Raw genomic sequence first — 14,627 nt, 5'->3', positions numbered from 1 at the left:
CTTTGCTGGTAAACCGTATCGCCTGCAGCCTGTAATGATCACGCGATGGCGCGGCGGCGTGGCGCGGGTTCCGGCACCTCTGTGGCATCTTCCGTCCTTTGCGCAACCCGTGGACGTCTCGTCTGCTTGGCGGCGGATGCTTCTACCAGTGCGCGAGCCTTTGCGAGCCTCGTATCGTCCGGTTCGGCGAGAAGGTCGGACGCGGTCACACCCAACGCGAACGCGATTCGCGATATGGTAAGCAAGGTGGGGTTGGACTCGTCGCGCTCGATGTCGGCGATGCGGGGCTGCTTCATCTTTGCCGCCTCGGCGAGCTGCTTCTGCGTCATCTCCTTCGTCTCGCGAAGGCTCCAGACGTTCAGCGCCAGGTTCGTGAAAGGTCGGCCGACCGCGTGCGCCGCTGCGTACTCGGGGTCCTTGAGCTGCTCGGCCAGGAACTCGTCGAGCGTCATGTCACCTTTCATCCGTTCCCTCCTCATCCTTCTTGTCGTTCTCCATCCAGGCCGTGCGGCGACCTTTCGCGCGCCGGATTTCCGCATCCAGCAGTCGCCGCTTCAGCGTAAGCGACTTGGCCGCACAGGTGGTGACCACGATCAACCGCGGCCTCCGTCCGGGCACCACGAAGAATAGCAGGCGGAAGGCCGGGCCGTGAGCCAGAACCCGCAACTCATAAATCCCGTCCTGCAGGTGCTTTACCGTCTGGTCTGCCATGGCTGCGGACCATCCCTTGGCGGCGAATGCGATCAGCTTGCGCTGGATCTGATCCTGATGGTCCCTCGGTAGCGCTCGGAGTTCGAGCATGTACCACGGGGATGTGAGAACCTTGACGCTGTCGTCCATCAGCTACCCCAATTCTATACGTTTTAGCGTATCGCGCAAGTGCCGCAGCGAAGAAGAATTGATCAGAGTAAACAGGGTAACGGAAAGGCACTTCGGCCGCTACGGGACAGAATCCGCCTCAGATGAGCAGGCGTGTACGGCTGCTGGCGCGGAGGGAGCGAGGGGCGGAGGGAAGTGGACGGGTGAGGGCCGAGAGAGGCGGGAGAGGGCGGCGGAGGGTTGTCCAACCCGGGGGATTCTTGTACCTTGTTGGGCTTTGCATCTCCCGCTCGGCCGGGTTCAACCGGCACGGGCGGCGTTTCGGCTTATCCGAACGGCGGCAATCAGGTGTTCGACCAGCTAAGCGACAAGCTCGAAGGCGTACTGTCCGGCCTGCGGCAGCGCGGCGTGCTCTCGGAGCCCATGATCCGCGAGGGGCTGCGCGAGATTCGCCGCGTGCTGCTCGAGGCGGACGTGAACTTTCAGGTCACGCGCGAGTTCATGAAGCGCGTGGAGGAAAAGGCGCTGGGCGAGCGCGTGCTCAAGGCGGTCTCTCCGGGCCAGCAGCTCGTGAAGATCGTGCACGAGGAGCTCACGTCCATGCTGGGCGAGCGCAAGGCCCCGCTGGCGCTGGCGCCCATCCCGCCCACCATCATCATGATGGTGGGCCTGCAGGGCTCCGGTAAGACCACCACCGCCGGCAAGATCGCGCGCCGCATGAAGCGCGAGATGCGGCAGACGCGCCTGGTGGCGTGCGACGTGTACCGCCCCGCGGCCGTGGAGCAGCTGCAGACGCTGGGCGAGCAGGTGGGCGTCCCCGTCTACGCCGAGCCGGGATCGAAGGACGTCGTCGGCATCGCCCGCCGCGCGCTGGAGCTGGCGCGCAGCGAGCGCGACCGCGTGGTGATCTTCGACACCGCGGGCCGGCTGCAGATTGACGAGGACCTGATGGACGAGCTGAAGCGCCTCAAGGAGGAGCTGAAGCCCCACGAGATCCTCTTTGTCGCCGACGGCATGATCGGCCAGGAGTCGGTGAACGTGGCCAAGGGCTTCGACGAGGCCCTGGACGTTTCCGGCGTGGTGCTGACCAAGATGGACGGTGACGCCCGCGGCGGCGCGGCGCTCAGCATCTACGGCGTCACCGGCAAGCCCATCAAGTTCCTGGGCGTGGGCGAAAAGCTGGACGGGCTGGAGGAGTTTGCGCCCGACCGCATGGCCGGCCGCATCCTGCAGCAGGGCGACGTGGTTGCGCTGGTTGAAAAGGCGCAGCGCTCGTTCGACGCCGACGAGGCGGCCAAGCTGGAGCGCAAGATGATGGGGACGGGTCGCTTTGACCTGGAAGACTTCCTCATCGCCCTGCGCCAGTTCCAGAACCTGGGCCCGCTGGAAAACCTGCTGAAGCTGCTGCCGGGCGTGAACAGCAAGATGCTGAAGAACGTCAAGGCTGATCCGCAGCGGATGAAGCACATCGAGGCGATCATCCTCTCGATGACGAAGCAGGAGCGGAAGCGCCCGGAGATGCTGAACGGCGCGCGCCGCGTGCGCATCTCCCGCGGCAGCGGCCGCCCGGTAAGCGAGATCAACCGTCTCCTGGAGCAGTTCAAGGAGATGCAGAAGTTCATGAAGCAGATGAAGTCGCTGCAGGGGATGATGCCCAAGGGCGGCGGCGGTGGTTTCCCGAAGCTGCCGTTTGGAGGAGGCGGCATGCCGAGGGCGTAGGAGGTACGAAGGTGCGATGTACGAGGGTACGCAACGACGTACCTTCGTACCCCGTACCCTCGTACCGTTTTCTTTCGATCGTCCGGACGCGGCACGTGGCCCGTCCCTGGACGCAACCCGATCCACACGAGGAACCAGCAATGGCACTGAAGATCCGTCTTCGCCGCATGGGCCGTAAGAAGGCCCCGCACTACCGCATCGTCGTGGCCGAGAGCGCCATGCCCCGCGATGGCCGCTTTGTGGCCAAGGTGGGCCACTACAACCCCACCACCCAGCCCGCTACGCTCGTCGTGGACCGGGACAAGGCGCTGCAGTGGATGGCCAAGGGTGCCATGCCCACCGACACCGTGCAGTCGCTGTTCCGCAAGGCCGGCGTGTACTCCGACGCGCCCACGGTCGTGTCCGAAGCGACGGCGGCGGTGACGGGCGCCGCCAAGAAGGCCGGCAAGGCGGCCGCGGGCGCGGCTTCGGCCGTGGCGGGCGCCGTGGCGTCGGCTGCTTCGGCGGTCGCGGGTTCCGCGGCGTCGGCCGCGTCGGCGGTGGCGGATTCGAGCGTGGGCGGTGCCGTGGCGTCGGCCGCGTCGGCCGTGGCCGAGGCGGCCCGTGACGTGGTGGAGAACGTGACCGAGCGCGTCAGCGGCGGCGCCGACGAGGCCGCTTCGGCGGACGCGGCTCCGGCCGAGACCGCCGGCGCGGACGACGTGGTGGCGGTGGAGGCCGAGGCGACGGAGCCCACGGCCGAGGCTACCGCCCCGGCGGGCGCCGACGAGGCCCCGGCCACCGACACGCCGGTCGCCACGGACGCCGAGGCCACCGAGCCCGCGGCGGACGAAGCGAACTCCTGATCCGCACCGGCCTGACCGGCGGATGACGGATTCGTCGCCCGAGTACCTGATCGTCGGCACGATCCAGAAGCCGCACGGCATCAAGGGCGAGCTGTTCGTCCGGCTGGAGACGGACCGCCCCGACGCGGTCTTCTCCGCCGGGCGTGCCCTGGTGCTGGGGGACGGCGAAGGCCGCGCCTCCGACGCGGTGCTGACGGTGGAGCGGGCCCGCGCCTTCAAGGGCGGGATGCTGGTGAAGGCCGCGGGCCACACCGGCCGCACGCCCGAGCTGGACGAGCTGCGCGGCCGCACGCTGCTGATCCCCCGCGACCAGGCCGCCCCGCCCGAGGAGGACGAGGTGTTCTACCACGACCTGCTGGGGATGAAGGTGGTGACGGAGGCGGAGGGCGAGGTGGGCACCATCGGCGAGGTGTACGACGCGCCGGCGGGGCCCATGCTCAGCGTGCGCCGCAAGGGCGCGAAGGAACTGCTGATCCCGTTCGCCCGGCAGATGGTGCGCCGGGTGGACGTGGCGGAGAAGGTGCTGGAGCTGGACCTGCCCGCGGGGCTGCTGGACCTGTGACGCTGCGCATCAACGTCGTCACGCTGTTCCCCGACTTCTTTCGGGGGCCGCTGGGGCTGAGCATTCCGGCGCGGGCGGCGGCGGCGGGGCTGGTGTCGTACAACCTGGTGCAGCTGCGCGACTTTACCCACGACCGCCACCAGACGGTGGACGACCTGCCGTACGGCGGCGGCGCGGGGATGGTGATGAAGCCGGACCCCTTCTGGGAGGCGGTGGAGTCGCTGGGGCCGGCGGGGGCGGACCGGCCACCGGGGCCGATCATCCTCATGTCGGCGCGGGGACGGCGCTTTGGGCACGGGGACGCGGTCCGGCTGAGCCTGCAGGAAGAGATCACCTTCCTGTGCGGGCACTACAAGGACGTGGACCACCGGGTGGCGGAGCACCTGGCCACGGAGGAGCTTTCGCTGGGGGACTTCATCGTCTCCGGCGGAGAGATCCCCGCGCTGGCCATGCTGGACGCGACGGTGCGGCTGCTTCCCGGCGCCATCTCGGACCACGAGAGCGCGTCGACGGACAGCCACTACGACGGCACGCTCAGCGCGCCGTCGTACACCCGGCCCGCGGAGTACCGCGGACACCGGGTTCCCGAGATCCTTCTTTCGGGAGACCATGCCAGGATCGCCGCCTGGCGGCGCGAGCAGGCCGAGGGCCTGACGCGCGAGCGGCGACCGGAGCTCCTGGAGCATCCGGATCACGAGTAGACGTCGGCGCTCGTATGCCGCTCACGGCGGCCGGCCCGACCTCTCCACTGCGTAGACTTGAAAGGAACACGAGAGATGCATCCGTTCATCGAGACCCAGAAGGAATACCTCCGGAGCGACGTTCCGGAGTTTGTCCCCGGCGACACCCTGCGCGTGAACGTGCGCGTTCGCGAAGGCGAGAAGGAGCGCATCCAGGCGTTCGAGGGCGTCTGCATCGCGCGCAAGCACGGCGGCATCAACGAGACCTTCAAGGTCCGCAAGCTGTCGGGCGGCGTGGGCGTGGAGCGCACCTTTCCGCTGCATTCGCCCATGATCGGCAGCATCGAACTGGTGCGCCGCGGCCGCGTGCGCCGCGCCAAGCTGTACTACCTGCGCGTGCTGCGCGGCAAGGCGGCCCGCATCCGCGAGCGCCGCGTCGCCCGCTGATTCACGGGCCGGGAAGAAGATCGCGGGGCGCGTCCAGCACGGACGCGCCCCGCTTCCTTTTGTCCCGTCCCGAACTCTGGAAAGGAATGCCTCACACGGAGTCAACGGAGCTAACGGAGTTGGTTCGATCCGCTTCCCCTGATCCCGTGGGAATCGTCCTGTCCTTCAGGTAGTCATCAAGCGGATTTGATGTTGCTGGAGGCCGGATGGGTGCACGAGAAAAACTCCGTTCACTCCGTTGACTCCGTGTGAGCCCCCATCCGTTGAGATGTCTCGGCGCGCGCGGAGGCAGGGGGTTCGTCCTCGTCGCGGAGGGGGAGCCAGAGGGTAAAGATGGCGCCCTCGCCGGGAACGCTGGATACGTCCAGGTCGCCGCCCAGCAGGCGCGCCACGCGGCGGCTGATCGCCAGGCCCAGGCCGTGGCCCTGGATCTGGGTCCCGTCGTGCAGGCGGGTGAACTCGTCGAAGATGGCTTCGCGCTGCTCGGGTGGAATGCCGGGGCCCGTGTCGATCACGCGCAGCACGGCCCACACGCCCTCGCGCGCGGAGCCGCCGTCCGCCTGCTCTACGCGCACGGTGATGCGGCCGGGCGCGGGCGTGTACTTGATGGCGTTGGAAACCAGGTTGCCCAGCACCTGCCGCACGCGCTGGGGATCGGTGTACACGCGCACGGCGTCGGGCGGGGCGGGGCACTCCAGCACGTGGCCGGCGGCGCGGGCGGCGGCGCGGTGGTCCTCCGCGGCGTCGCGGGCAATGCGCCCCAGCTCGGCGGGGACGCGCTCCACGTGCAGCCCGCCGCTGTCCGCGCGCGCCAAATCCAGCAGGTCCGCCAGGATCGAGAGCGCGCCGTCGATGGAGCGGCGGATCCCCTCCACGAACTTGGCCTGTTCCGGCGACAGCTCGCCCTTGATGCCCTGCTGCAGCAGCTCCGCGTAGCCGCGCGCGGCGCCCAGCGGGTTCTTTACGTCGTGGCTCACGCCGCGCAGCAGGTGGCTGCGCGCCTCCGTCGCCCGCGCCGTCTCGGCCAGCGCGCGCTCCGCTTCTTCGCTGTGCAGCGTGGCAACGGTGGCCAGCTGCCGCACGCGCCAGGAAAGCCAGGTGACGGTGGCGGCCGCCAGCAGCGCCAGCGCACCCAGCGCGACGGTCACCTGCAGGCCGAACCGCTCCACGCGGCGAATGTCTTCGCGGTTGCGCCGCGTCTCGCGCACCAGCGCTTCGTCCAGCTGGTTGCCGGCGGCCAGCCCCTGGTTGGCCAGCCGCAACTCTTCGCGCGCGTTCGCCAGCGCGGCAACCACGGACGCGGGCTGAACGCCGGTCGTATCCACCGAAACGCGTGCCTGCCACTGCGCGGCCAGCGACTGAAAGCGGCGGAACTCCCGCAGCACCTCGCCGCCCAGCGCCTCCGCGTACGCTTCCAGCTGGGGAAACTGCGCCTCCTCGTCCCTGCGGGCGGCGTGGTACTCCGCCATCGCCTCCGGCGCGCCGGTGGTGGAAACCAGCAGCAGCGCCGCGGCTTCGCGCGACAGGTCGAACTGAATGCGCCGCACCAGCGTGCGCGCCGGGTCCGCCACCTCCTCGACCCGCGCGCGCACGTCGTCCACCCGCCGCTGTACCAGGATGGGGACAACCACCAGCGCGGCGAGCGCCAGGAGCACGAACGCGCTCACCAGTCTGCCGAGCCACACGGGCGGGGCCGATATGCGCGGGGAGGAAGGTTCCGGGGTGGAATCGTCTGCCATACGGGCCGGTGGCGTCAAGGATCGCGCCATCCCCGTTGGCGGACGCGGCGGGCAAATCCGCCGGACGGCCGCGAATGGACGCCGAGACGGCGTTGTGCGTTGCGGCGGATTGTTTTATCCTCCGTGCCACCGACACTCCGCGCACTTACGACTTTCGCACGCATCCGGATGCCGCCTGCCGCCAAAGCAAAGCCCAAAGGCGCCAAGCGCAAACGCAAGCCGTCGCCGCAGCGGCTGCGCAAGCTGCTGGCTACGGAGTGGGGCTTCTGGGACCGCGGCCTGGTGCGCGTGGCCGGCGTGGACGAGGTGGGGCGGGGGCCGCTGGCCGGCCCGGTGATGGCCGCCGCGGTCATCCTTCCCGCGGAGACGTGGATCGACGGGGTGGACGACAGCAAGCGGCTGAACGCCGACCGGCGGCTGGATCTTTATCAGAAGATCATCGACACGGCGCTGGTGTGGGGCGTGGGGGCGGCGTCGGCGCGGGAGATCGACCGCATCAACATCCGCCGCGCCACGGCGCTGGCCATGCAGCGGGCCATCGCGCGGCTGGGGGACGTCGATCACCTGCTGGTGGACGGGCTGGCCGTACCGGAGCTGGGAACGGAGACGCACACGGCCATCGTGGGCGGCGACGGGTGCGTGCACTGTATCAGCGCCGCGTCCATTCTTGCCAAGGTTACGCGTGACCGGCTGATGGCGCGGCTGGCGGCGCGCTACCCGGAGTACGGCTGGGGGCGCAACATGGGGTACGGCACGCCCGAGCACCTGCAGGCGCTGGACCGGCTGGGGCCCACGCCGCACCACCGCAAGTCGTTCCAGCCCTGCCAGTTCGACTTCGCGGACGCGCTGCTGGCGCCCGCTTCGATTCCTGGCGGGATGGACGACCTCGACGACCCGGACGCCTCCATGGAGGGCTGATGCACACCGAGCACCTGCAGAACCTCAAGCCGTCGTGGGTGCTGTTCGGCTGGTTCGTAAGCGTGGCCGTGGTCTCGCTGATCGCGCTGGTGCTGGCGGCCATGGGGATGACGGACCCGGACGGGGCCAGCATGGGGCTGTGGGGGGTGATCGCGATCGGCGTCGGCTTCTTTCTCGGCGGGCTGGTCACCGGCGCGCGGGTGGGCGCCGCGCCCATCCTGCACGGGGTGTCGATGGGGATCGTCTCGCTGCTGGTCTGGTTCTTCGCCAACCTGGCCTTTGGCGAGGCGCTGGACGCGGAGACGTGGGGCGAGGGAACGCCCGCTTTTTACGCCGGCTCGCTGATCCTGCAGATGGCCGCCGCCACCGTGGGCGCCCGCTTTGGATCGCGCCAGCAGCGCCGCGCCACCGCCGGCTCCTGATCGTCTTCCATCGAACGCAACCAGACGCGCCTCGCCGGATCTGTCCCGCGAGGCGCATCTCGCGGGATAGACGGGGCACGTATCCGCGCCTGGGGCGTACCACACGGCGAGCCGCGCCCGGCGTTTGCGGGCGCGCAACCGCTTTACCGAACGATGGATACCCGATGAGTTCGCTGCGGGACAAGGACGAGTTCGATTCGTACTACGAGGACCGCGTCCAGGCGCCGGTGCGGGCCCGCGGCACGCTGCCGGCGGCGGGCGTGTACCTGGCCGGCGGGTGCTTCGAGGTGGCGGCGCACCACAGCCCCGCCGAGCGCCGTCTGCTGGACGCCGGCGCCCTGCTGATCGCCCGCGTGAGCTTTGACGGGCTGCAGGTGGCCGCGCTCACCGGCGGCGCCGCGCGCGACGTGCGGATGGCGGAGCTGGTGAAGGTGTCGGCCCGCGCCGTAGCCCGCGACGCGGAGCCGGAGCCCAGCGTGAACTGAGGGCGGGGAAGTACGAAAGTACGGTGTTCGCCGCACGGACGAGGGGCACGCTTCCATCCCGGAAGCGTGCCCCTCCGTACTTTCGTACTCTCGTACTCCGTACTTCCCGGTCTCCCGCCGCCGGGTCGCGAATCTTGGAGAACGAGGCGAAAACGGGCTTCAACGGTTGACGAAAGACGCCGGAACCAGCATCTTACGCGATTCCGTGCCGTATCCGGCCCTGGAAGCGAGACCGCGGCGTTCCGCGGAAAACTCCGCCGGGCCGGGCCTCGCGGCGCCGGACCCGCGGCCGCCCCTCTCCGCGCCCCGCCCCACCGGCTGGCCGGCGGAGACGGCGCCGTATTTTGTTCGTGTTCCCTTTCCTCGTACGATGGCGAGACTCAAGCGACCGTCCCTGACCCAGGCCATCCTGCTCGCGATGGTCGTGGGCACGCTGGTGGGCTGGCTGTTCCCGGACTTTTCGCAGAACCTCAAGCCGCTGTCCACCATCTTTCTGCGGATGATCAAGTCGATCATCGCGCCGATCATCTTCGCCACGCTGGTGATCGGCATCGCGGGGCATGGCGACGACATGAAGCGCGTGGGGCGGCTGGCGCTCAAGTCCATCATCTACTTCGAGATCGTCACCACCCTGGCGCTGTTCATCGGCCTGGCCGCCGTGAACATCACCAAGCCCGGCGTGGGCGTGGTGCTGGCCGGCGCCGACGCGCAGCAGGGGCAGCAGCTGGGCGAAACCGCGCAGTCGCTGACGGTGGGCGGGTTTCTGGAGCACGTGGTCCCCACCAGCGTCATCCAGGCGATGGCCGAGAACTCGGTGCTGCAGATCGTGTTCTGGAGCATCCTGTTCGCCGTGGGGCTGAGCCAGGTGCGCGGCGAGCCCAAGCGGATGGTGCTGGGCGTGCTGGAGGGGCTGGCCGAGGTGATGTTCAAGCTCACCGGGCTGGTGATGAAGTACGCGCCCATCGGCATCGGCGCGGCCATCGCGGTGACGGTGGGGCACAGCGGGCTGGGCGTGCTGGTGAACCTGGGCAAGCTGATCCTTACCCTGTACGCCGCGCTGGTGGTCTTTGGCCTGCTGGTGCTGCTGCCGGTGGCGCTGATGGCCCGCGTGCCGCTGAAGAAGTTTGCCCGCGCGGTCAAGGACCCGGCCCTCATCGCGTTCAGCACCACCAGCTCCGAGGCGGCGCTGCCGCGGGCCATGCAGGCCATGGAGGCGCTGGGCGTGCCCCGGCGCATCGTGGCCTTCGTCATGCCCACGGGCTACTCGTTCAACCTGGACGGAACCACGCTGTACCTGGCCCTGGCCTCGGTGTTCGCCGCGCAGGCGGCGGGGATCCACCTTACGCTGGGCCAGCAGCTGACGATGATGCTCACCCTGATGCTCACCAGCAAGGGCGTGGCGGCGGTGCCGCGTGCCTCGCTGGTGATCCTTTCGGGAACGCTGGCCACGTTCGGGCTGCCGCTGGAGGCGGTGGCGCTCATCCTGGGCGTGGACGAGCTGATGGACATGGCGCGCACGACCGTCAACCTGGTGGGCAACTGCCTGGCGACGGTGGTGATGGCGCGCTGGGAGGGCGAGTTCGATCCCGACCGCCCGGCCGAGGACGTGACCCCCGAAGAGGCGGCGCACATCCTGGGAACGCCGGAGCCGCAGCCGGCCTGAGTCGTTTCGCTGTTTCGCATTCCGGAAACCACAGAGCCTTAAAAGACTCTCCACATGCATCCGATCGCTTACGCCGTCCCCGTGTTCGGGGTGCTGGCCCTGCTGTACACCCTGTGGCGCTCGGCCTGGGTCACGCGGCAGGACGCCGGCAACGAGCGCATGAGCACCATCGCCAGGCACATCGCGGACGGCGCGCTCGCCTTCCTCAAGGCCGAGTGGAAGGTGCTGGCCATCTTCGCCGTGCTGGCGAGCCTGTTCCTGGGCTTCCTGTCGATGAGCGACGAACGGTCGCACCCGGCCATCGTGGGCGCGTTCCTGGTGGGCGCGTTCTTCAGCGCGCTGGCCGGCTACATCGGCATGACCATCGCCACCAAGGCCAACGTGCGCACCGCGCAGGCCGCGCGCACCAGCCTGAGCCGCGCGCTGGAAGTGTCGTTCGCCGGCGGCTCGGTGATGGGGATGGGCGTGGCCGGCCTGGCGGTGCTGGGGCTGGGCTCGCTGTTCATCCTCTTCTACTACATGTTCGCCGACGGGCATAGCGCCAACAGCCTGGAGATGGAGCGGGCGCTGGAGGTGCTGACCGGCTTCTCCCTGGGCGCCGAGAGCATCGCGCTCTTTGCCCGCGTGGGCGGCGGCATCTACACCAAGGCGGCCGACGTGGGCGCCGACCTGGTGGGCAAGGTCGAGGCGGGGATTCCCGAGGACGACCCGCGCAACCCGGCCACCATCGCCGACAACGTGGGCGACAACGTGGGCGACGTGGCCGGCATGGGCGCCGACCTGTTCGGCAGCTACGTGGCGACCATCCTGGCCACGATGGTGCTGGGCCGCGAGGTGGTGGCCACCGGCGACCAGTTTGGCGGGATGAGCCCCATCCTGCTGCCGATGGTGATCGCCGGGCTGGGGATCCTGTTCTCGCTCATCGGCATCGTGATGGTGCGGGTGAAGGAGAACGGCAACGTGCAGGGCGCGCTCAACATGGGCAACTGGGTGTCCATCCTGCTCACCGGCGTCGCCTCGTTCTTCCTGATCACCTGGATGCTGCCGGACAGCATGCAGATGGGCCGCACCGGCTCCGAGGCGTTCACCCCCATGGGCGTGTTCTGGGCCGTGGCGGTGGGCCTGGTGGTGGGCGCGCTGATGAGCATCATCACCGAGTACTACACGGCGATGGGCCGCCGCCCGGTGCAGTCCATCGTGCAGCAGTCGTCCACCGGCCACGCCACCAACGTGATCGGCGGGCTGGCGGTGGGGATGGAGTCGACCACGCTGCCCATCCTGGTGCTGGCGGGTGGCATCATCGCGTCGTACGAGTTCGCCGGCCTGTACGGCGTGGCCATCGCGGCGGCGGGGATGATGGCGACCACGGCCATGCAGCTGGCCATCGACGCCTTTGGCCCCATCGCCGACAACGCGGGCGGCATCGCCGAGATGAGCGAGCTTCCCCCCGAGGTGCGGCAGCGCACGGACATCCTGGACGCGGTGGGCAACACCACGGCGGCCACGGGCAAGGGCTTCGCCATCGCCTCGGCGGCGCTCACCTCGCTGGCGCTGTTCGCGGCGTTCATGGGGATTTCGGGGATCGACGTGATCGACATCTCCAACGCCCGCGTGCTGGGCGGCCTGTTCGTGGGCGCCATGATCCCCTTCATCTTCTCGTCGCTGGCCATCGCCGCGGTGGGCCGCGCGGCCATGGCCATGGTGGAGGAGGTGCGCCGCCAGTTCCGCGAGATCCCGGGGATCATGGAAGGCACCGGCACGCCGGAGTACGGCCGCTGCGTGGCCATCTCCACCCAGGCGGCGATCCGCGAGATGATCCTGCCGGGCGCCATCGCGCTGATCGTCCCCGTGATCGTGGGCTTTACCATGGGGCCCGAGGTGCTGGGCGGCCTGCTGGCGGGCGTAACGGTGAGCGGCGTGCTGATGGCGATGTTCCAGTCCAACGCCGGCGGCGCCTGGGACAACGCCAAGAAGAGCTTCGAGAAGGGCGCCACCATCAACGGCGTGCTGGTGTACAAGGGCTCGCCGGAGCACAAGGCGGCCGTGACGGGCGACACCGTGGGCGACCCGTTCAAGGACACCTCCGGCCCGTCGATGAACATCCTGATCAAGCTGATGTCCATCGTGTCGCTGGTGATCGCGCCGCACATCGCGGTGGGCGACCACGGCGGCGCGCGGGAGATCGAGGTGCACGCGCCGGCCGAAGCGCCGGCCGTGGCCGTGGCCCCGGCGGCCGCGCCGGTGGTGCTGGAGCCGGTCTCGCGCTAGTCCCGGGACGAACGAAGGGCCCGGCCGGGGGGATCTCCCGGCCGGGCCTTTGTATTTGCGGCGCCTGCGTCGTATGTTCAGGGCACACACCGCAGTTCCTCCCGCGCCCGGCGGCCGCCGGCGCGCGCAGTCCCATCCCCACGCCACACACACATGACGACAACGGAGACCACGCGGGCCGTGCCGCCCGCCGCGGCCGACGCGGGATTGAAGCAGGGGCTTACGCTGCTGGATGCCGTGATGCTGGTGGCCGGGTCGATGATCGGCTCGGGGATCTTCATCGTCTCCGCCGACATCGCCCGCAACATGGGGTCGCCCGGCGGGCTGGTGGCCGTGTGGGTGGCGTCGGGGCTGATGACGCTGGCCGCGGCGCTCAGCTACGGCGAGCTGGCGGCGGCCATGCCGCGCGCGGGGGGGCAGTACGTGTTCCTGCGCGAGGGGCTGGGGCCCATGACCGGTTTCCTCTACGGCTGGACGCTGTTCGCGGTCATCCAGACGGGGACCATCGCCGCGGTGGCGGTGGCGTTCAGCCGCTTTCTGGGTGTGTTCTTTCCCGCCGTCTCGCCCGACGTGTTCATGGGCGTCAAGGAGATCCAGATGCCCGGCGGCGTGGTTGACCTGGGGCTCAGCTGGCAGCGGGTGGTGGGGATCGTGGTGATCGTGCTGCTGACGTGGGTGAACCTGCGCGGCCTGCGCGAGGCCAAGTGGATCCAGACCAGCTTTACCATCGCCAAGACGGGCGCGCTGGCGGCGCTCATCCTGCTGGGCATTACCGTGGGCCGCAACGCGGATGCCATCCGCGCCAACTTTGGGGGCTTCTGGGAAGGGGCGCCCGGCGGCACGCCCGTGACGGTGGGGGGGCTGGTCATCCCGCTGATCATCACCGCGTTCGGTTCGGCCATGGTGGGGTCGCTGTTTTCGTCGGATGCCTGGAACAACGTGACCTTTGCCGCGGCGGAGGTGCGCCGGCCCGAGCGCAACCTGCCGCTGGCGCTGGCGCTGGGAACGGGGCTGGTGACGGCGCTGTACGTGCTGGCCAATTTTGCGTACCTGTCGGTGCTCACGCTGGCGCAGATCAAGACGGCGCCGCAGGACCGCGTAGGGACGCTGGCGCTGGAGCAGATCTTTGGGCCGGTGGGGCAGTACCTGATGGCGGGGGCCATCCTGATCAGCACCTTCGGCTGCATCAACGGGCTGATCCTGGCGGGTGCGCGCGTGTACTTTGCCATGGCGCGCGACGGGCTGTTCTTTGCCAGGGCCGGCGAGGTGAACCGCAACGACGTGCCGGCGTGGGCGCTGGTCGCGCAGGGCGTCTGGACGGCGCTGCTGTGCCTGACGGGCACGTATGGTCAGCTGCTGGACTACGTGATCTTCGCGGCGCTGATCTTTTACGTGCTCACCATGATCGCGCTGTTCCGCCTGCGGAAGCTGCAGCCGGACCTGCCGCGTCCGTACAAGGCGTTCGGCTACCCGGTGGTGCCGGCGCTCTACATGATCGCGGCCACGGGGGTCGCGCTGATCCTGCTGGTGGCCAAGCCGGTGTATTCGTTCAGCGGGCTGTTCGTGGTGCTGCTGGGCATCCCGGTTTACTACCTGTGGAGCCGCGGCGCAGCCAGCCGCGTGGACACGCGCCACCGCTCGTAGACGGCTGGGTGGATCAATGAAGAGCGGGCCGGCGATGTGCCGGCCCCGCTTTCTTTGAGGGTGGGTCCACGCCCTTCGACGTCAACGGGACTGCGGCATCCCACTCAGCATGCGATGCAGGGTGAACCGGTAAGCGGGGCGTCGCAGGTGTATCCACAGCTACCCGGCTCGTACGTATGTCCGCAGGTTCCACACGTGTAGTTCGGATAGCAAGTGATTCCGCCGGATGTGCCGGGTCCGTGCCCGTGCACTGTGCCCCGGGTGCCCAGTTGCATCGCAGGCTGGAACGAAGCAACCTTCAACGCCGCAAGGTCTAGCTTGATCTTCGTCATCGGATCGCACCTTTAGAAGAAGTACCTTGGATTCCGTTCAGCGGCAGGATAATGTCTTGTCGGTTAGTGCGCTACAATCTCCTA

General features: G+C 69.0%; 14 protein-coding genes. 11 read left to right on the top strand and 3 right to left on the bottom strand.

Features of this window, described 5'->3' with window-relative positions; all coding sequences use genetic code 11:
* Positions 1-38 precede the first annotated feature (38 nt).
* Both ACOJUJ_RS05145 and ACOJUJ_RS05140 read right to left on the bottom strand, forming a co-directional pair.
* On the bottom strand, positions 39-452 hold the full coding sequence (locus ACOJUJ_RS05145; protein ID WP_420125778.1) for a helix-turn-helix domain-containing protein: 414 nt from the start codon (positions 450-452) through the stop codon (positions 39-41).
* Between the two features lies 1 nt (position 453).
* Positions 454-840: a type II toxin-antitoxin system RelE/ParE family toxin gene (locus tag ACOJUJ_RS05140; protein WP_420125777.1), complete on the bottom strand. Its 387-nt coding sequence runs from the start codon at positions 838-840 to the stop codon at positions 454-456.
* A gap of 327 nt (positions 841-1,167) precedes the next feature.
* On the opposite strand from ACOJUJ_RS05140, the gene ffh reads away from it, so the two are divergent.
* The 5 genes from ffh (at position 1,168) to rplS (ending at position 5,072) form a co-directional block, all read left to right on the top strand.
* The gene (gene ffh, locus ACOJUJ_RS05135) at positions 1,168-2,538 is read left to right on the top strand and encodes a signal recognition particle protein (RefSeq protein ID WP_420125776.1); all 1,371 of its coding nucleotides are present in this window, start codon (positions 1,168-1,170) and stop codon (positions 2,536-2,538) included.
* Positions 2,539-2,678: 140 nt separating this feature from the next.
* Entirely contained in the window at positions 2,679-3,383 is a 705-nt protein-coding gene (gene rpsP, locus ACOJUJ_RS05130; protein WP_420125775.1) for a 30S ribosomal protein S16, read from the top strand.
* A 22-nt stretch (positions 3,384-3,405) separates the two neighbouring features.
* Positions 3,406-3,945, top strand: a complete 540-nt coding sequence (gene rimM, locus ACOJUJ_RS05125) for a ribosome maturation factor RimM (RefSeq protein WP_420125774.1) — start codon at positions 3,406-3,408, stop codon at positions 3,943-3,945.
* Positions 3,942-4,646 carry a tRNA (guanosine(37)-N1)-methyltransferase TrmD gene (trmD, locus tag ACOJUJ_RS05120; RefSeq protein WP_420125773.1) on the top strand — a complete coding sequence of 235 codons (705 nt, stop codon included), beginning with the start codon at positions 3,942-3,944 and terminating at the stop codon, positions 4,644-4,646. Before rimM ends, trmD begins: the two co-directional genes overlap by 4 nt.
* Positions 4,647-4,721: 75 nt before the next feature.
* The gene (gene rplS, locus ACOJUJ_RS05115; RefSeq protein WP_420125772.1) at positions 4,722-5,072 is read left to right on the top strand and encodes a 50S ribosomal protein L19; all 351 of its coding nucleotides are present in this window, start codon (positions 4,722-4,724) and stop codon (positions 5,070-5,072) included.
* 230 nt (positions 5,073-5,302) lie between these two features.
* On the opposite strand, the gene ACOJUJ_RS05110 is transcribed toward rplS, so the two are convergent.
* Positions 5,303-6,757, bottom strand: a complete 1,455-nt coding sequence (locus tag ACOJUJ_RS05110; RefSeq protein WP_420125771.1) for a sensor histidine kinase — start codon at positions 6,755-6,757, stop codon at positions 5,303-5,305.
* A gap of 222 nt (positions 6,758-6,979) precedes the next feature.
* Between ACOJUJ_RS05110 and ACOJUJ_RS05105 the strand changes: the two genes are divergently transcribed.
* The 6 genes from ACOJUJ_RS05105 (at position 6,980) to ACOJUJ_RS05080 (ending at position 14,211) form a co-directional block, all read left to right on the top strand.
* The gene (locus tag ACOJUJ_RS05105; RefSeq protein WP_420125770.1) at positions 6,980-7,729 is read left to right on the top strand and encodes a ribonuclease HII; all 750 of its coding nucleotides are present in this window, start codon (positions 6,980-6,982) and stop codon (positions 7,727-7,729) included.
* Complete coding sequence (locus tag ACOJUJ_RS05100) at positions 7,729-8,151, top strand: hypothetical protein (RefSeq protein WP_420125769.1); 423 nt, start codon at positions 7,729-7,731, stop codon at positions 8,149-8,151. The genes ACOJUJ_RS05105 and ACOJUJ_RS05100 overlap by 1 nt, the downstream gene beginning before the upstream one ends.
* A 164-nt stretch (positions 8,152-8,315) precedes the next feature.
* Positions 8,316-8,636 carry a hypothetical protein gene (locus tag ACOJUJ_RS05095; protein ID WP_420125768.1) on the top strand — a complete coding sequence of 107 codons (321 nt, stop codon included), beginning with the start codon at positions 8,316-8,318 and terminating at the stop codon, positions 8,634-8,636.
* A gap of 370 nt (positions 8,637-9,006) precedes the next feature.
* Positions 9,007-10,299, top strand: coding sequence for a dicarboxylate/amino acid:cation symporter (locus ACOJUJ_RS05090; RefSeq protein ID WP_420125767.1), 1,293 nt, complete (start codon positions 9,007-9,009; stop codon positions 10,297-10,299).
* A 54-nt stretch (positions 10,300-10,353) separates the two neighbouring features.
* On the top strand, positions 10,354-12,567 hold the full coding sequence (locus ACOJUJ_RS05085; protein WP_420125766.1) for a sodium-translocating pyrophosphatase: 2,214 nt from the start codon (positions 10,354-10,356) through the stop codon (positions 12,565-12,567).
* 153 nt (positions 12,568-12,720) lie between these two features.
* The gene (locus ACOJUJ_RS05080; protein WP_420125765.1) at positions 12,721-14,211 is read left to right on the top strand and encodes an APC family permease; all 1,491 of its coding nucleotides are present in this window, start codon (positions 12,721-12,723) and stop codon (positions 14,209-14,211) included.
* Positions 14,212-14,627 lie beyond the last annotated feature (416 nt).

It is taken from the genome of Longimicrobium sp. (genome assembly GCF_048594345.1).
GTDB lineage: Bacteria > Gemmatimonadota > Gemmatimonadetes > Longimicrobiales > Longimicrobiaceae > Longimicrobium.
The sequence above is the reverse complement of the archived record's forward strand: the minus strand, read 5'-3'. Positions and strand labels throughout refer to the sequence as shown.

Excerpts from the sequence above, each read along its gene's own strand:
- ACOJUJ_RS05145 (WP_420125778.1), bottom strand. The coding sequence starts at position 452 with ATGACGCTCGACGAGTTCCTGGCCGAGCAGCTCAAGGACCCCGAGTAC.
- ACOJUJ_RS05140 (WP_420125777.1), bottom strand. The coding sequence starts at position 840 with ATGGACGACAGCGTCAAGGTTCTCACATCCCCGTGGTACATGCTCGAA.
- rpsP (WP_420125775.1), top strand. The coding sequence starts at position 2,679 with ATGGCACTGAAGATCCGTCTTCGCCGCATGGGCCGTAAGAAGGCCCCG.
- rimM (WP_420125774.1), top strand. The coding sequence starts at position 3,406 with ATGACGGATTCGTCGCCCGAGTACCTGATCGTCGGCACGATCCAGAAG.
- rplS (WP_420125772.1), top strand. The coding sequence starts at position 4,722 with ATGCATCCGTTCATCGAGACCCAGAAGGAATACCTCCGGAGCGACGTT.
- ACOJUJ_RS05105 (WP_420125770.1), top strand. The coding sequence starts at position 6,980 with ATGCCGCCTGCCGCCAAAGCAAAGCCCAAAGGCGCCAAGCGCAAACGC.
- ACOJUJ_RS05100 (WP_420125769.1), top strand. The coding sequence starts at position 7,729 with ATGCACACCGAGCACCTGCAGAACCTCAAGCCGTCGTGGGTGCTGTTC.
- ACOJUJ_RS05095 (WP_420125768.1), top strand. The coding sequence starts at position 8,316 with ATGAGTTCGCTGCGGGACAAGGACGAGTTCGATTCGTACTACGAGGAC.
- ACOJUJ_RS05090 (WP_420125767.1), top strand. The coding sequence starts at position 9,007 with ATGGCGAGACTCAAGCGACCGTCCCTGACCCAGGCCATCCTGCTCGCG.
- ACOJUJ_RS05085 (WP_420125766.1), top strand. The coding sequence starts at position 10,354 with ATGCATCCGATCGCTTACGCCGTCCCCGTGTTCGGGGTGCTGGCCCTG.
- ACOJUJ_RS05080 (WP_420125765.1), top strand. The coding sequence starts at position 12,721 with ATGACGACAACGGAGACCACGCGGGCCGTGCCGCCCGCCGCGGCCGAC.